This is a genomic window from Sphingobacterium sp. UBA3549 (assembly GCF_002376635.1).
Lineage (GTDB): Bacteria > Bacteroidota > Bacteroidia > Sphingobacteriales > Sphingobacteriaceae > Sphingobacterium.
The window spans coordinates 348059-364870 of the sequence record NZ_DFOE01000002.1; the positions used below are offsets into that span (position 1 = coordinate 348059).

General features: G+C 38.4%; 17 protein-coding genes. 7 read left to right on the forward strand and 10 right to left on the reverse strand.

All coding sequences use genetic code 11. The features are described 5' to 3' along the window. Window positions 1–71: 71 nt before the first annotated feature. Window positions 72–1076 carry a hypothetical protein gene (locus B2W36_RS02200; protein ID WP_293886313.1) on the reverse strand — a complete coding sequence of 335 codons (1005 nt, stop codon included), beginning with the start codon at window positions 1074–1076 and terminating at the stop codon, window positions 72–74. 236 nt (window positions 1077–1312) lie between these two features. On the opposite strand from B2W36_RS02200, the gene B2W36_RS02205 reads away from it, so the two are divergent. Continuing rightward, complete coding sequence (locus B2W36_RS02205) at window positions 1313–1927, forward strand: hypothetical protein (protein ID WP_293886314.1); 615 nt, start codon at window positions 1313–1315, stop codon at window positions 1925–1927. A gap of 270 nt (window positions 1928–2197) precedes the next feature. Then, complete coding sequence (locus tag B2W36_RS02210) at window positions 2198–2422, forward strand: hypothetical protein (RefSeq protein ID WP_108632577.1); 225 nt, start codon at window positions 2198–2200, stop codon at window positions 2420–2422. A gap of 54 nt (window positions 2423–2476) precedes the next feature. Here B2W36_RS02210 and B2W36_RS02215 read toward each other — a convergent pair whose 3' ends face one another. From B2W36_RS02215 to B2W36_RS02230, 4 genes are read right to left on the reverse strand one after another with little or no spacing between them, the layout of a single operon-like run. Continuing rightward, window positions 2477–3721 carry a TlpA family protein disulfide reductase gene (locus B2W36_RS02215; protein ID WP_293886315.1) on the reverse strand — a complete coding sequence of 415 codons (1245 nt, stop codon included), beginning with the start codon at window positions 3719–3721 and terminating at the stop codon, window positions 2477–2479. Between the two features lie 2 nt (window positions 3722–3723). Next, the gene (locus B2W36_RS02220) at window positions 3724–5073 is read right to left on the reverse strand and encodes a RagB/SusD family nutrient uptake outer membrane protein (RefSeq protein WP_293886316.1); all 1350 of its coding nucleotides are present in this window, start codon (window positions 5071–5073) and stop codon (window positions 3724–3726) included. Window positions 5074–5077: 4 nt separating this feature from the next. After that, a complete protein-coding gene (locus B2W36_RS02225) occupies window positions 5078–8383 on the reverse strand; it encodes a SusC/RagA family TonB-linked outer membrane protein (protein WP_293886317.1) in 3306 nt (1101 codons plus the stop codon). Between the two features lie 4 nt (window positions 8384–8387). Continuing rightward, window positions 8388–8741, reverse strand: coding sequence for a hypothetical protein (locus tag B2W36_RS02230; RefSeq protein WP_293886318.1), 354 nt, complete (start codon window positions 8739–8741; stop codon window positions 8388–8390). 512 nt (window positions 8742–9253) lie between these two features. On the opposite strand from B2W36_RS02230, the gene B2W36_RS02235 reads away from it, so the two are divergent. Beyond that, on the forward strand, window positions 9254–9523 hold the full coding sequence (locus tag B2W36_RS02235) for a helix-turn-helix domain-containing protein (protein WP_293886319.1): 270 nt from the start codon (window positions 9254–9256) through the stop codon (window positions 9521–9523). 2 nt (window positions 9524–9525) lie between these two features. Here B2W36_RS02235 and B2W36_RS02240 read toward each other — a convergent pair whose 3' ends face one another. From B2W36_RS02240 to B2W36_RS02260, 5 genes are read right to left on the reverse strand one after another with little or no spacing between them, the layout of a single operon-like run. Then, the gene (locus tag B2W36_RS02240) at window positions 9526–10395 is read right to left on the reverse strand and encodes a HEPN domain-containing protein (RefSeq protein WP_293886320.1); all 870 of its coding nucleotides are present in this window, start codon (window positions 10393–10395) and stop codon (window positions 9526–9528) included. Window positions 10396–10429: 34 nt separating this feature from the next. Next, on the reverse strand, window positions 10430–11317 hold the full coding sequence (locus B2W36_RS02245; protein ID WP_293886321.1) for a restriction endonuclease: 888 nt from the start codon (window positions 11315–11317) through the stop codon (window positions 10430–10432). 25 nt (window positions 11318–11342) lie between these two features. Next, window positions 11343–11582: a hypothetical protein gene (locus tag B2W36_RS02250; RefSeq protein ID WP_293886322.1), complete on the reverse strand. Its 240-nt coding sequence runs from the start codon at window positions 11580–11582 to the stop codon at window positions 11343–11345. A gap of 21 nt (window positions 11583–11603) precedes the next feature. Next, window positions 11604–12152, reverse strand: coding sequence for a hypothetical protein (locus B2W36_RS02255; RefSeq protein ID WP_293886323.1), 549 nt, complete (start codon window positions 12150–12152; stop codon window positions 11604–11606). A gap of 10 nt (window positions 12153–12162) precedes the next feature. Beyond that, window positions 12163–13356 (reverse strand): ImmA/IrrE family metallo-endopeptidase, encoded by a 1194-nt coding sequence (locus B2W36_RS02260; protein WP_293886324.1) that lies wholly within the window; start codon window positions 13354–13356, stop codon window positions 12163–12165. Window positions 13357–13596: 240 nt separating this feature from the next. Here B2W36_RS02260 and B2W36_RS02265 point away from each other — a divergent pair, with 240 nt between their 5' ends. The 4 genes from B2W36_RS02265 to B2W36_RS02280 are packed head-to-tail and all read left to right on the forward strand — an operon-like array spanning window position 13597 to window position 16608. After that, on the forward strand, window positions 13597–14646 hold the full coding sequence (locus tag B2W36_RS02265) for a CHAT domain-containing protein (protein WP_293886325.1): 1050 nt from the start codon (window positions 13597–13599) through the stop codon (window positions 14644–14646). A 6-nt stretch (window positions 14647–14652) separates the two neighbouring features. Continuing rightward, on the forward strand, window positions 14653–15144 hold the full coding sequence (locus B2W36_RS02270; protein ID WP_293886326.1) for a hypothetical protein: 492 nt from the start codon (window positions 14653–14655) through the stop codon (window positions 15142–15144). A gap of 35 nt (window positions 15145–15179) precedes the next feature. After that, window positions 15180–15893 carry an AAA family ATPase gene (locus B2W36_RS02275; protein WP_293886327.1) on the forward strand — a complete coding sequence of 238 codons (714 nt, stop codon included), beginning with the start codon at window positions 15180–15182 and terminating at the stop codon, window positions 15891–15893. Window positions 15894–15903: 10 nt separating this feature from the next. Beyond that, window positions 15904–16608 (forward strand): hypothetical protein, encoded by a 705-nt coding sequence (locus B2W36_RS02280; RefSeq protein ID WP_293886328.1) that lies wholly within the window; start codon window positions 15904–15906, stop codon window positions 16606–16608. Window positions 16609–16812 lie beyond the last annotated feature (204 nt).

Sequence of the window (16812 nt, forward strand, 5' to 3'; positions counted from 1 at the left end):
TTTACCAAAAGATTTATGCAACGGTAAAATTTTTACCAAGAGGCAGCCAGAAGTAAAATATTGATCCTTTGCTAATCCATTTTGAATGTACTTTTTATTTTGTCTACCAGCGAAGGCTCAATCTGGTAATAGCTTCTTGGCTTATGCAGACACCGGTAAGAATAAAGTTTATTTTGCACACTTTTTTTGGTGATCTTGGCAAACAGCTCTTCAAGCATAGGAGATATAATGATATAGTTATTCTCCAGATCGAATAACATAATATGGTCAGCACGAATATAAAGGGTCTTATTGATCTGTACAAAAATTCCTTCAAAGATTGTATCAAGCGGTTCATTGTCCTTATTTAAAAATGGGACGACATGACCTTCGTTAATGATAACATAATCAAAACCTTCCCCATGAATAAACGCGAAAAAGTCCACATCTAAGACCTCGCTACCTGGATCATTAGCTTTAACGTTCTCCACATCTGCAAATGTATTGGCTAGCTTTTGTGCCTCGTCTATTAACTCCTTATCTTCACGATCTTTTGATCCTGTCTTTTTAGGTAGATTTTTAGACTCGGCACTCAAAATTGCAAACAGTCGTTTTCGATATCCTTTGAAGAAGATCAATACAAAATAACCAATTACTATTGCGGGTAAGTAATATTTTAAATCTGCCTGTTGATAAAAAGCCAAGATTTGTGGTTCAGCCCCCGAAATATACAGCTCATCTAAATTTTCGTTCGGCTCTCCGCTATTCCGGTTTGCATTAAAGATAGCATATCCTAAAAATAAGTTGCTTAGCGTGTAAGGTAGGGCCGACCATACTATCAGATTATGGGGAGGTCTATATTTAAAATCTGATTGTACGACGATTATAACAATAGAAAAGCAAAATACATACAAAGTGGTCGCCGATAATAGCGACCAGATAATCCGATCTACAATCATTTTATCATAAAGGTGCACCGGTAAATATCGGAGCGCAGGAATATAGGCCGTAAAATTACAGATAGCCATCACAACAATAGCGGCAACAATACAAATAACATAATCATACCACTTGGGCTTACTTCTTGTTTCAAGCATAATCAGGTAAATAATTGACTGCAAATATATTATTTTAAACAGGTTCCACCTAGGTAATATATTTACCTAATGCTGATTCATAGGTAAAACAATTACCTTTTGAATAAACTTCTTAGGATCTAAATTTACCCTATTCGAAATTCATTTCTAGTTGGACGCCGACAACATATATAAACCTTGTGAGCAATGGCTATTATTGAATATGCTATGCCATATTAAAACAACAATTTAACTAAATGGGAAGATACTATTCACAAAACGATTCGCTTGTGACATTTTACAGCTATTGGGAAAAATTGCATCCCGGCCTTGAGGATTTTCATAAGCGGTGGCTATTGAAAAATGGAGAGATTATACCGATGAAAAGAGGTCAGACCCTGTCGGAAATGCCGCATATGCAATCCGCGCTCTACATTGTACTGGTAGGCATATTGGCCAAAGAGCGTTACTGCCCTGATCGGGATGAACGACTGATTATGACGGTAGCGCTTCCACTTATGGGATTTTTTACGACTATGCATTTTTTTAGCAAAAGTCCTGCTTTGGGTGATATAGTTTGTTTAAGATCGGGGTTAGTATTAAAGATTCCCTACAAAGCAATAGCGCCTTATCGCAACCAGGAAAAAGCGATTGACACGTTAATTGATCTATTAGTCAATAAGAAAAAATACCAGCTTGACCATCTGCGGGTAATGGATTCATTGCTTATATCCACAGATCGTTATTTCTATTTTGCGGATCATTTGCCGCAGCTCTGTCATGCACTTACGCAAACGCAACAGGCCCAGCTATTACATATGTCGGTACGAACTATTCGGCGGGCTAAACGACTACATGTACGACGAAAGTGATTTTTAGGCCACCTGGTGTCCTCATTTTGACCAAAAGCTCTTCAATATCTTTGATTTAACGAAAGAAGAAAAATTAAAAGATTAAGGACATGGGGAAAAGCAGGAAATGGTTTCGGAATAAATTTGCGGTATTTCCCGTAGGGGTACAGCCAACACAAAATGCTGATTGCGGACTCAAGATTTGAGGCAGCACAGCCGTTCCAGCAATGGGGCGTGACCAATTTGGAGAAAATTATGATAGTTTTTAATCATTAAAGAACGGAGGTCGTTATGGCATGGTTTTCATTAAATCCAGGCGGTAATCCTACAGTTCCAAATGACTATACCATTCAGGGAAGCCAACCTTCCTGTGCGGGTACTGATCATATCTGTGCTGTGCAAGCTACACCCGATAGCAATAATAAGCCACAGTTGACAGATGCGTTGAAAAACGAAATGATCATTGCCCTGGACAACAGGTCTGCTTCTACGAATGTAAGTCTCAAGGACTCGTAGGAAAACAGCATACATTGTTATAGATAGAGGGACGCCCAGGGCGCCCCTCTTCTGTTATTTTCTATCACTGAATTCCAGGACTTCAATGTCAACAACTTTTTCTACAACTTTTAACCCATAATGTTTCAGGTGGTGGTTCAGTTCCAAAAGATTTTTAAATTCTGGTAGTATAATCTGCTTTTTGACATTTACGCGGTCCACGGCAACAGGGTACTTACCTGCGAGATCTAAGTAGAATGCGAGCACTCCTGTGCCCTCCATATTCAGACCGTCCAGAGCCACTTTTGCAGGTTTATATTTCCCCTCTATCACCCAGGCCTTCCTACTTCGTAAAGTCCACCGCACATTGATATTAAGCCAATTATTAAGGTCATTCAGCACACGTACAGCCTGCAGGCTATCTGTTTCCTGTTTTTTGTCAAACCGTTCATAACAGATTCCATTCTGCGCCAGCCAGATCTGTCCGGTACCTGAGCCGCCAAAATTTTTATAACGGCTGGAGTCTGATACCTTCCAGCTGATCCGAGCATCGGTTTTTAAAAACGGGGTCCTTTTTATCCGGCTCCATATCGCGATGTAAGTCCCGAAAATTGGTTGATTGATAAAAGAGGTCCTGTAATACCCGGTGATCGTATCCAACTGACTGGAATAACTGCTAGCGGGTCTGCCATCCTGATACCCGGAAAAACGAATGATTGTACTAAATGCATTGGAATCTGCCGCCGGAGCCAAAGGCATCTCCCGTACGTCAAAATCATTTTTCAAGGGCAACTGAATTTTATTATTTTTGTATAGCGAGCAGACGTTGCTTTCCAAAATGAAATCGGAATGCGTTATTGCCTGCACTTTTCCTTTGTAAATCCAGGCGACATGAGGAATAGCACGGTGTGGAAAATATCTTTTCAACACGGTATCGGCATAGATAAGGGGGAGCTCGATATTATGCTCCCTGATAAATGCGTTGTTTTTCCAAAATCGTTCTATCGTTGCCTGATCCTGCCAGGTCACTAATACTATCCGAACTTTATCGGACATCTCCTGCTGTATCTTCTTGAGTTTGGGCATGGACGCTATACAAGCGGTGCAGTACGTATCAAAAAAATCCAGTAGCACCACCTTCTCATTACTACCCAACTTTTTAGTGGCGCTGGTACCGAACAGCCAGTTTTCTACTTGAATTGCCGGAAAACTATCACCTACTTTCAATTGTTTTCGAAAGAGTGGTAAAGGATCGGACTGTCCATAGACAGTACCCATTCCCAGCAGTGTAATTACGATATGTATTATATATTTTTTCATGGCTATCTCTGATTTTGTGTCATCCCCGACAGGTCAATGACGGTTTTGGGTATTTTGATCGCGTATTTTAATGAATTAGGTTCCAATATATATGTCCTGCCTTCAATTATCCGCTTTAAGGTGGTCGAGGAACTGGCATCTAGGTTTAACCTTTTGAGGTCGGCCCACCGTCTACCTCTAAAAGCCAACTCTTTGCGCCGCTCCTGAAGAATAATTTTTAACAAGCGATCTGGATTGGTTTCTGTGATCGGGGAAAACGAATTCTTGGACCAGCGTTTATTTAACAGCGTATTTAAGGAACTCAATGCTTCCTCTATTTTCCCGAGCCTTACTGCTGCCTCAGCGCGGATCAGTAGGGTCTCACCTGTCGTCAGTCCGACAAATATACCAGTATCGCTTCCATCGTACGATCCTTTGAACAGGAGGCTACCATCAGCTTCCGGAGCCGCGTGAAAGAAAACAATCTTTCGCAGATCCCCCTCATTGTAGAGGGCCAACAATCCTGTATCCACACGTGCGGAATACTGGCTCAGGGCCCCGGCCAGCGTTGTGGAGGCCGGAAAGATCACTTCTGAATTAAACCGGGAAATGGGCTGCGAGCTACCGGGGGCAAGATCATTAAAATCCAATAGATAATTTTTGACCTCGAGTGCCGAACCGGCATAATTAAATGCATGTTGAAAGTCGCTCATATCAAGATATACACGTGCTAGACCAGCATAAGCAGCCGCTTTTGTAGGGCGGCCCAACTTTGTTTCCGTAGCAGGCAATAAGGTTATCGCCTTCTTATAATCATCTACAATACGGTTATAGGTATCCTCCAAGCTAGCCCTTGAAGAGACTTCACCTAGTTCAGGATCAAGTTTGAGCGGTATACCAGGCGCCTGTGCTCCTTTCCCGGCCTCATAAGGCGGTGCATAGACTACTGCGAGCTGATGAAACGCAAAAGCCCTAAAGAAATAAGCTCCCCCCTCAACTCTCCGGTAGTCTACATCCCCGTTTTTGCCGGCAATATCCGCAAGGATTTTGAGAACCTGGTTGGCCTGATAAATTGCTTTGTAGGCACTTTGCCACTGCATGGAAGACATAATGTCATCGTCTTCCCATATATAAGTCTGTTTTTCATCCGCATCGGAGAGTGATTGCCAACTGGCTGTACTGAGGTAGGAATCGTCCGAAGCGATCTGACCCCAGGTCGGATAGACAGTGTTCATTGTCGAGTAATCGTTCAGCAATAGATCTGCATGCGTAAGGGTCTTTGGTACCACCATTTTTTGATTCGGCTTTTTGTCCAGAAACTCATTGCATGAGCTGAGTAAAAGCATAATGGATAATAATAGATAAATTTTCATAAGTCTAGAAACTACAGTTAAAACCTAGGGAATACGTACGCGGCAATGGAATATTGGTTCCAAAATCCGGGTCTACCCCCCATTTATTGGCACGCCAGAGCGTGCAGATATTTTGCACATAAGCATACAACCTTGCATTTTTTACAGGCAATTTTGCCATCATGGGCAGTTGCCAGCTCAGTTGGATGTCTTTCCATTTGATCTGGCTGGCAGAACTGACCAGTGCGGACGAGGCGCGGTAGAAATCCGACGAATACAATGCGTTGGGATAATTGAACGCAGGTACATCTGTCTGGAGCTCATCGCCCGGATTCTGCCACCGCAGTGCATAATCTGCGTGACCAATTCCCTGATCAATAAAGGACTGATTGTCGAACGATTTCCGAATAAATTTATGTCCCAGCTGGTACCCGATATTAAAAGATAGCTCAAAGTCTTTCAGGTTAAATGTATTTCGGAATGAGCCAAAATACAGGGGAACCCTACTTCCATGGTTGTCCACATCCTCGATTTTGGAGTCGTACACGATAGCAGCATAATCTTTAGAGACCTCCCCTTTGACAATCCCCTGCGGTGCACCCGTTGCTGGGTCGAGCCCCGCCCAGGGGAAAGTCAGCAGGCTATAGAGATCCATACCCTCGATGGGGGTCGCCAAGGAAGCACCGATCCCTGCTATATAGTTCCGCGCCACATTGTTGCTAATATAAGATCTGGTCACCTTAGTCCTATTGTAGGAGAAAACCAGATTGGTCATCCAGCTGAACTGCTGCCTTTTGATATTAGTCGAATTGAGCATAACATCCACTCCCCTACCGTCGAGGTTACCACTGTTGATAGTGAGGGATGCAAAGCCCGTGGTCGGATCAACTTCACCTGCAGCGATGAGGTCTTTAGGCCTTTTGATATAGTATTCTATTGCGCCGGACAATCGGCTTTTGAGCATGCTAAAGTCGAGACCAAAATTCCACATACCCACGCGCTCCCATCGGAGTTTGGGATTTGGTGGCGACTGGATACTGGCATAACTCTGTCCGGTCATATAATGGGGGGATGTCGACAGATAAATGATCGGATAGGCAGCGACACTGTTATTGACATTACCATTATAGCCATAGGTAGCGCGGAGCTTGAGCAAGTCGATGGCTTTATTTTTTACGAACTGCTCCGCTGATAAAAGCCATGAGGCCCCAAGGGACCAGAATGGCTGCCCCTTGTCATTGGACTTTACGCCAAAAATATTGGAAGCATCCTTCCTGACGCTTGCGCTGAGGGTATATCTATCTTTATAAGCATATGCCGCATTAGAAAAATAAGAGACATACCTATTTTCATAGGCCTCAATCTGGCTGGCGTCGATCAGGGCTGTAGAACCGGCGATTCCATTTAGATAAGGTACTCTTTTGCCGTATTCGACAGGTTGAAAGGTAAGATAGTCCGGATCATAGCCATAGAACACAGAGGAGATCATATCACTGGAAACCATGCGGAATTCCGCTCCTGCGATAGCATCTAAGCGGTGCTTACCTTTCCATCCCCTGTTCCAATTCACCTGTATACGGCCCTGCTGTGATTTATTGGTTCGGTGAAGCTTATTCAGATAGTCCCCGACGGGATAATGAAAAGTCACCCCCTCCCCGTTCCATGCGGTATGGTAATTGAGCCATTCGCGCTGCTGTACAGATCCGATACCCCGCCAGGACTCCGTTGGCTGATAGGCTCGCAGATAGGAGTATAACATGCTCAGCTTTAATGAGGGCAGCAATTGATAATTTAGTGAGACATTGGCAAAAGTTTCACGTACGGAAGTATTCTGATGGGTCTGACCGAGCTCGTTGAGCGGGTAGTAATCCCAGTTGAGCAATCTTCCACCTGCTACTGTATCCCTAAATATCGGGTTGAGTGCTATGGCATCCACTTTCAGCGGATTTCCCTTTTCGTCTGCGAGCCGCAGGTAAGGATAATTGCGTACCATCATGTTATATCCCATGGGAATATAACTCTGATTGTTATGAGACTCGGTATAGGTAAGTCCGAGGTCAATGGTCAGGTTCTTCACTGGATTGAGCTGCGTATTATTTTTTGCTGTGAACCTATCGTAGGAAGAAGTAATCAGGTTATCCAGATTTTTATCATAGCCGAAGGAGAACGAAGTGTTCAGCTTCTCCCCACCACCGCGCATCTGCAGGTTATATTGCTGCGCTACGGAAGGGCGGTACATATAGGTTAGATAGTCTTTTCTGACATCTACATTGCGCAGCATATCCAGTTCACTTTTCAGTTCATCCGATGTTATGCTATTTTCTTTGAATTTTTTAAGCAATTGGATTACAGGTGTCATACTGCCATTATACCTTTTGATACGTGATGTCCAATAGCCCTTGTCAAAGAGCAATTGCTCCAGATCAATATAGTCCGAACTTTCCATCTGTGGGGCATAGTATAGATCCGGTTTCTCCCCGATGGTAAGATTGGTATTAAAATCTATCTGGAAAGGCTGATTATATTTCCCCCGTTTTGTGGTGATCACGATAACACCATTGCCGGACTGTGCACCCCAGATGGAAGAAGCTGATGCATCCTTCAGTACCGTTACATTTAGGATATCATTGGGATTGATATTCATAAAGTTGCCATTGAGCAGATCAAAATTATTGGGATAAGGAACGCCGTCGATAACGACGAGGGGCCAGCTTTCGGAATTCATTGTACTCACTCCGCGAACATTAATATTGAGCAATCGTCCTTTATTTTCTGGAAAGAATTTCGTGCTCGAGATGCTAGGCACCACATCCTCCAGCCTACTCACAAAATCGGTGGATACTTTGCGATTGAGCAGTTTATTATCGACGAATTCGAAGCTACCTGTCGCCCTTTCCTTGGGAATTTTTTGGTAACCTGTGGAGACTACCTCCACCTCTTCCAATTGATTCTCTACAGGTATCATCTTTATCGTTAATGATACTCCGGCGGAGTATTCGGCTTCAATGGGCTTGTAGCCTATGTATGTAAATTTTACTACCCCATTTCTATGTTCGACCGGAAGTGTAAAACTCCCATCCTCGCTGGATGATGTCCGCTGCTTCTGAGCCTCTAAACGTACAGATACACCCTGCAAAGGCTTTCCATCTGTAGCTGAAACTACAGTGCCTTTCAAATTATATAGCCCATCAGCCCCGCTGTCCTTGCGGGGCGTCTGAGCTGATAAACTAAACATAGAAACTGAGAGGTATAAGATGACGAGTACCGCAATCTTTAGTATTTGAATATGCAGCAGTGCACTGCTATTGGATTTTAGTTTTAACTTTTTCATCATTTTAGGAATTGGTATTGGATTGGGATATGCGATTAAAGAAATCGGAGATTTCCTTGGGTGCCTTTAGCTCTTCTTTGCTAGTTTCGAAAACTTCCGAAAGAGATAGCGGAGCCAAATCCAAATTGCTTAAATGTGCTGTCAGATAAGCAACAAGAGCTTTCAATAAGTTTATAGAGAATACAGAAAGCTGATCTGAATTTACTGTTGATTGGAGCTCAATAATATGGTCTTTGATCATACCAATTGGATATTGTTTCCAAAAAGCTTCAATATCTTTTAGTGGGTAGTAATCAGATTGATGAACGTCATAAATCGTTCTTTCTAATGCGAGAATGGAATTGCATTTGGGTTTCATTTTTTAAGTTTTTAGGGCATAACTAGAAGCAAAATGATCCCATTACGTTAAATTAACGCATATGATGGTCCCTTTGCGAAAAGTTACGCGAGTGAAATAAAATGGCGTCTCAAATGCGGTTATAAAACGATTACACGGAGATTAATAGAAACGGTACCGCATCAGTTTAAGAAGTTCAGACTTTTTGTAGACTGATTTATTCCTCTCCGAACCTGAATTCGAAAAGGAATAATTATTTAAAAACTATTCCGGAGGGCTAATTTTAAGAATCAATTGATCCTTAAATACTATACTCCCAGCATATGATGAATAGAAAAGGAACCTCCCCTGCTCAATGGTTGAGCGTGAGAAACTACGCGACCATATCCTTAAATAAATAAGGGAGGCCTTCTCTACGAATTTTTTGTATTTTTTTAAGTTTATAATTCTCATTCATATTTGGTTTTCAGTTTCTCACGCTGGACCAATGAATGACTATACAAAGATATAAAAAGAGTTAAGACTAAACAAATATGTTTATTAAAATATTTCTTTTTATGCCTTCATTAGCTTACATGGATGATAAGGAAATAAAATTCAGAAAACAGCTAGGGGCTCGGATTCAGGAATTAAGACAAGATAAGGAATTAACTCAACCTCAATTAGCCGCGCTAATTGGCTTTAAAGATTATCAAGCAATAAGTAGGATCGAGAATGGCCGAGTCTCACCATCTATCTATATTATTTATCAAATCTCGAAAGCTTTGGAAGTAAAGATTGACGATCTCTGTAATTTTAAATAGCCTTATAAAGAATTGATTCTGCCTTCGCAAAGTTCAGTGACAACAGCTTCCAATTTCTCAACTTTACTAATTAATTTTTTTAGATCGCTGGGTGCAATATAATAATCGTCCTTATAACGGGCATCGATATAAGCATCGTTTAAGATTTTAAACAATCTATTTTCTTCACTGTCAGTGGGTGGATATTTAAAGACTCGATAAAGATCTTCTGAGACATGTTTAGCATATTTACGATAAGCTTTAATACGGTGTGTTTTAGGCTTATATCCAGTGTATACTAATAAAACGCCACTATAAAATCTTTCTGCTGATTGGTTAAGATTAAAAATCACTTCGTTCAAAGGCAAATTCCTTTTAGAAAAATCATCATACAGAAGTTTAGTGGCTTCCAAAAACCTTGAACCACTTTTAACCCATTTATTAAAGTCTTCAAGAGCGAGCTCCTTTAGCTGTTCATTAGTCAAAGGCTTACTTTCGACAAAAGAATATTCTCCGCTATCATAGAGCGCTATCCCTTCTTTGACAATATCGCTAAAAAAGTATTGACCTCTCTCTAAACCACTGTTAATATAGGAAATCGAATGTACTATCGCGCTTACCTCGTTTTTAAATTTCCCGGTACGGTTATCAATCTTACTCGCGACCTCAACTTCTTCACCTTTTTCCTTATCACATAGAACCACCAAAATATCGTAATCGCTAATATAGCTATAGGTTGTTCCTTTATCGACATACTCATCTTCTACCCACTTACCAGTAGCGTGACTCCCAAACAAAATTACCTTAGCCGGATTTGTGATTTCGCAGATAATCTCTACAATTTCAGTTAATTCGTCTTGTTTTTGTTTGGGTAAGTGGGATAGTTGGTTCATAGGGTAAATTTTTAATTTCATAACTAACAAGTAACTAGGAATTACGATACAACATTCTCGCTTCTATACATTTATTATTCCTCATTAAATAGATTTCCAGGAATTTATCACCAAGAACTAACCGGCAATAAAATTCGTTGATGTTCTCACTTTTAATAGTAGAATACTGTGTACCGTACCAATGTTCGAACCTCATTAATCTGTTTTTTTCGCATTCTTTTAATACTGTTTTAGAATCGTTTTGAGCGATATATTTTAACAAAAAGCTATAATCAAACAATTCTAAATCTTCGTCTTCACAGTAATTTTCAATTTCCTCTTCCCTATTCATAAAATTACAAATCAAAAAAGCTAGTTCCGACTGTGACAATCTCCTAACTTCTAAATATTGGAATAATTTATGTAAAGCTTCTGGTTCTAAAAAAATCCCATGTAAGCTCCAATTCTTATAAGCGGATTTTATTAAATTTAAATAATCATCTAAAAAATAAGCATTAACTAAATGAGGAAAGGACAGTAAACGGATCTTATATTGCTTACCTTCCAACACGTGAATCTCAAATTTCAGATCCAATTTCCGCTTATTTAACCAATCTCGAGTAGCTTGCGTTAAATAAGTTGATGTAATTAATAAAAAGTGATCAATCCCCTCAGCAATACCCCATTCAATTTTAGTTGAAATATCTCCAACCTCCAAACCTTTAGAATGGTTTTTACATTCTACAAACCATTTTTCATCATAAGAACCTATTATCGGATTTGAATTTGTAAATATAGCCTCTATATCTCGACCGCTATCAGCTCCACCTTGCCGCCATAAAAGGCTATGAAAGTGATTACTTATGAGAAAATCAAAACATAATTCTTCAAATCTTTTCCAATCAATTGATCTGAAATCAATATCTTCATCGTATACTACCATCGATAATATTTAATTGTATTACCACTTAGTTTGTATTTCCAAATGTTTCTTGTTCTAGAGCATATATCGAACTCAGAATGTGATCATTCAAATAAAGAAGAGTCAGCCTCTTATTATTTTTCATATCATGAATATCTTTAAAGCATTGATCTGCCAAATAATCGGGATGCTTTCTTATAATCAATTCATATTCCGCTAATAAATTCGATGTCCCTAGCTGTTTCTTTAACAACTCTCGTAATTTATAAATGAATTCTTCATCCATATTATTATTTTTAAATATTTATTATTTAGCTAATACTAACATCGCTTTCGCTACACTCGCAGTAGTGTCATCATATTCTTCATGTTGATATTCATGTCTTTCGTTGAGCATATAGAAATCACGATATAGCTCAAAAGGATTTTGCGAACTACCTACCCATTTTATAATGATATCTAAGATTTCATTCATAACTGGTTGAAAAGTCATGCGACCATCCGAACCCCGAACACCTCCTCCATCACACTTACGTTTACCAAGATTTAAGAAGATATTCTTTTCATCATAGATAATATTACGCATTTCCTTGGCCTCTTCTCCTTTTGGCAGATGATCCATTAACAATTTCCGAATACCGCCATAATAAATATTATATTTTTCCTCAGGATTCTCTAACTGTTTGCCAACCAATTCTCGGAGCTCATCTATTTCCTTCAAAGTACCAGATTCACCGGCAATAGTTAATTGTTTACCTTTTTTCTCATGAGCACGTTGCAATAATTCCAGGCGCTCCAAATCTGCTTTACTGACAATTGCGTCCTGATGTACTTTCTTCTTGTTATTATCTTCCATAAATAATTTATTAATTGATCTCAAATACAGCTTTTATTTTTTCGCTCACTACTCTTACACTTTCCTCATTCCAAGCAATTGGATTCAATCTAGATACAGCAATCCTATAATCTGGATAGAACTCCTTGAATGCCCCAAAATAATTCTTACCATAAAGATCTTTCTGATACCAAGCATAAAACGAATACACCAACGATGGGTGAATCTCCTTATCTTTAGCAAACCGCTCAACAACATAAGAATTCTTGATATAGGTCTTGATATAATCGAAATCTGATTTCGACATAAAGTATTCACGCGCAAAAGTATTTGCCTTTTCCTCAATCAAAAATAGATCCTCATCATCAGACAGATGGTAACGATTGGTACTGATTGCATCATAATCGAATAAAACATGGTGTAACTCGTGAAGTAGCGTAAACCAGATAGTGGGATATTTTCTCGGATTGTCTGTCAGTACAATACATGGCTTACCATTAATAATAAAAGTCGCCCCTTTTACTTGAGTTGTGGTCAAATAATCCTGAAATATAACAGTAACGCCAATATTATATAGAGCTCTACATACCGTATAAAGACCATTCTTAACATCTTGCGAATACGGCTTCATATTAACGATAACGTCTTTAAGCCGCTCACGATCGTATTCATTCGGATTATCAATCAGCTTAAATGTCTGATAAGCAGACCGAACCCAAAAATCCTTCATTTTATCTGAAAACTTACGTTTGATCCTACTGTACAAAGGTGTAACAAGTTCCTCCTCAAACGACCGAATGGAATCATAACCAAAATAATTTAAAACTCGCTCCACAAGTAGATCTACGTCATCGATATTCTCAAAGAAACCTTCTTTAGTAAGTGCCTTTACATCAAAGTTTTTCATTAAAAACCTTACTTTACGCGCACGATCTATTGAGGTTATATTTTCCGTATTCTGATTCTTAAGGACTATCTGTATAAAGTCGTCCACATTGACTTCCAAGAACTCAGCTATTTTCACAACGTGTATAAGATTTGGTTGTTTTGCTGTACCGTTAATGATATCTTCAAATACATCCTTATCTATACTTAACAACTTAAGTGCTTTAGTCTTCGTGATCCCGTATTCTTCTATCTTCTCGTCAAAACGTGCTTTCAAATCGAAGGATACATCATCGTTGAATATATCTTGAAGAAGCTTATCTACATCTATATTTTTCATTTGAAAGTATTTACCCTCAAATATACGGTAATTTTTTAATATAAATCAAAAATAAAGGGTAATTACCCTTTATTTTTGAAAAAAGATAATTAAGGATTGATATTCAAAATCGTTTTGAATTTCTAGTTTTATTTCACATTTTAGATAATAACCAGGATAAGGTATCTATAACCACTATTTTGATGATATACTTACCTTAAATGTTTATCATTAACTTATTCATATAAAACTTAGTAAATCATGGCATTAATTGACTCTTATAAATCAAGCTTAATTTCCAAACAAAAGGAGCTTGGAAGATTACTTAATGATAAAGCAACTGTGCAATTAAAAATTTCAGATTTAAACAAAAAAATCAATACTGCTAATGATACCATTAGACGAACAAAAACAGCTAGTATTATTAACAGTAAAGTTAAAGAAATAGATAGGTTAAGCAAAGAGTCTGTAAATTACACTAAAAAGTTAGCTGATCTAGAAACAAAAATTGCGAAGAAAAATCAGGAAATAACAGGCTATCAAACTAAAATTGATAAAGAACAAGCAGCTATTGATAAAAAACGTTCAACTGAAAATGAAAAAAATAAAAAAATTCAAGAAAAGAACTTAAGAGAAATTAATTCAGCTATTAATCGTCATGATAAGCTCCATGTGGATACGCAAAGGGAAATCAATATATTGAAGACTCCTCCTAAAAAGATTACCGTATTGTTCTTAGCATCTAACCCTATTGATCAAGCTCAATTACGTCTTGACGAAGAAGCACGAGCAATAGCTCATATGATAAGGAATGCCAAACATAGAGACTCAGTTAAATTAGAGTCATCTTGGGCGCTACAGACCATAGATTTGCTGCAAGCCTTAAACGAGTTCAATCCAACAATAGTACACTTTAGTGGCCATGGCTCTGACCAAGATGAAATCGTTTTTCAATCTCCAGACGGTAACACTAAACTTGTCAGCAAAGATGCAATTGTACAAACCATGGTAGCATCATCGGATAACATTCGCTTAGTGTTTTTCAATACATGTTTTTCTAAAAATCAAGCAAAAGCTGTTTCCAAACATATTGAAGCAACAATTGGTATGAATACGAGCATAGGCGATGAAGCCGCCAGAGTATTTTCTTCCCAATTCTATTCCTCTATTAGTTTTGGTTTACCAGTCCTTAAAGCATTTGAGCAGGCCAAAGCGGCTCTTATGTTGGAGGGAATCAACGAAGAAGACACTCCTGAACTATTTACAAAAGAGGGATTTGATCCTAATGACATAATTTTAGTAACTCCATAATAAAAAATGAAAAAAAACATTCTAATCAAAGAGTTTACTTCCGCACCAGAAGATTCTTTTAACGGGCTGATAGCAGAGTTAATTCAACTCGTTCGGCATAACAGGGAAAACTTATCACTCGATGAATTCGAAAAGAATATCCCCGAAATAAAAATTTTGGAAAAAGCCATTAACGACATAAACAGTCAACTGGGAGATGATAGGGAGCCTTATATAGAAATGATCATGGATGCACTAAGTGAAGAAGAAGATACAGCCCTAGAGCTAGTTGATATAATGAAAACTTCAATTTGTGATACAGCAAAATACAAATGGGAAATAGACATAAATCAAGAAGATATAGACATTACAACTACTAAATTTAGATCAACGTATTTTGTAGAGCTTAGTATATTTTCATCAAATTTATCAGATGTTCAGATAGAATTTTTAGAGTCAATTAGTATCCAAATAGCCACATCCTATGATTATATTTTTCTACCGGAAGAAGCTGATTAAAAATCCTCATTTTATCTATAGACCTGAATAATAACATGATTTATATTAGCCAAATCCGGAATAAAAAGCCTCTGGAAGACCGAGACCACTATCCGTATAATATTCCTTCATTGTCAACATTGGATGAACTAAAATTTCGGAACCCTGTGACTTTTATCGTCGGAGAAAATGGTATCGGAAAATCCACCCTTGTAGAGGCAATAGCTATCAATGCAGGTTTCAATCCTGAAGGTGGAAGCCGCAATTTTAATTTTAGTACCATGGATTCCCATTCCGCTTTATTTGAAGCTATTCAGGTAATACGAACGGCATACCGCAACAGAGATGGTTATTTTCTCAGGGCTGAAAGTTTTTATAATGTTGCCACTGCTGTAGATCAATATGAAGCTCAGGAATTCTATGGTGGATCGCTACACGAACGTTCTCATGGTGAAAGCTTTCTCTCGTTATTACATCATCGCTTAAACGGAAACGGACTCTATATTTTTGATGAGCCAGAATCGGCACTGTCTATCATAAGCCAACTAAATATGCTAAGCCGAATAAGAGAGCTTGTAGAACTGAGATCGCAATTTATTATTGCGACACACTCCCCTATCCTGATGGCTTATCCCGAAGCAGATATCTATCAGGTATCTGAAAATGGAATAAAATTAATTGCATATCAGGATACTGAACAGTATAAACTGATGAAGTATTTTATGAATAATCACGAACGAATGCTATCCGAATTGGGATTCGATTTGTAAATCAAACTAAATGGAAGACAAAAATAAATGCAAAGAACTCATTGGAAAAATATATGTGTTATATATCAAAAGTAAAGTTACGCTAGCCGAAGCACATTTAACAAGAAGTCCGAAACTCTATTTTGAAAAATTCAAAACCAAAAATGATCCCGAAATTAACATCGAAATATTGGATTATTTGGTCACCAGAGAATCACCAGTTTATGCAGAACTTTCAAGAAAATGCTGGGTGCTATTTGTCCTCGAAATAACCAAGATATTATCAAAATCCAAAGGAGAAAAATTTGGGATTGGAAAGCTTTACAATAAGCTCATAAACAAAGAATTTAAAGAAAATATTTCGCTGGATTGTTTTATTGAAGTTTTATCTGTAATCAATAATAATGATCAAGATTCAACACTTAATAAGTTAAAATTGTTACGTGATAAATTTTATGCCCATACCGACGACGCAATCAATATACTGACACAAGACCTTTTTCCTACTTACAACGAGGTATGGGAATTAATGGATATTATAGAACGATTCTTGGTGTCAATCTACTCGGAATACGACGCTGGGATAGATTTAAGAATTGATAGATTTCTGACTAAGTATGCAAGAGAATTTGAAAAGACCTACAAATATTTTCAAAATACAACGGATATCGCGGACACCTACCGTTTAGAAAGACATTTCAGTAAAGTGGAAATTGAGGCTTTTAGAAAAAAATAGCTTCTGTATAGAATTATATATTTTCCGAATTAATTTACAGTCTAAATATTACGGGATACCATAAAATAACCTCCTTATCTAACTGTATTTTAGATAAAAGCATTTTTTTATATGGAAACAATTAAAGCAATCAAACCGGGACCAAAGCCCAAGAAACAAGATGGCACCCCCGACAGAAGACAGGTAGTGTAAACTGAACTGTGT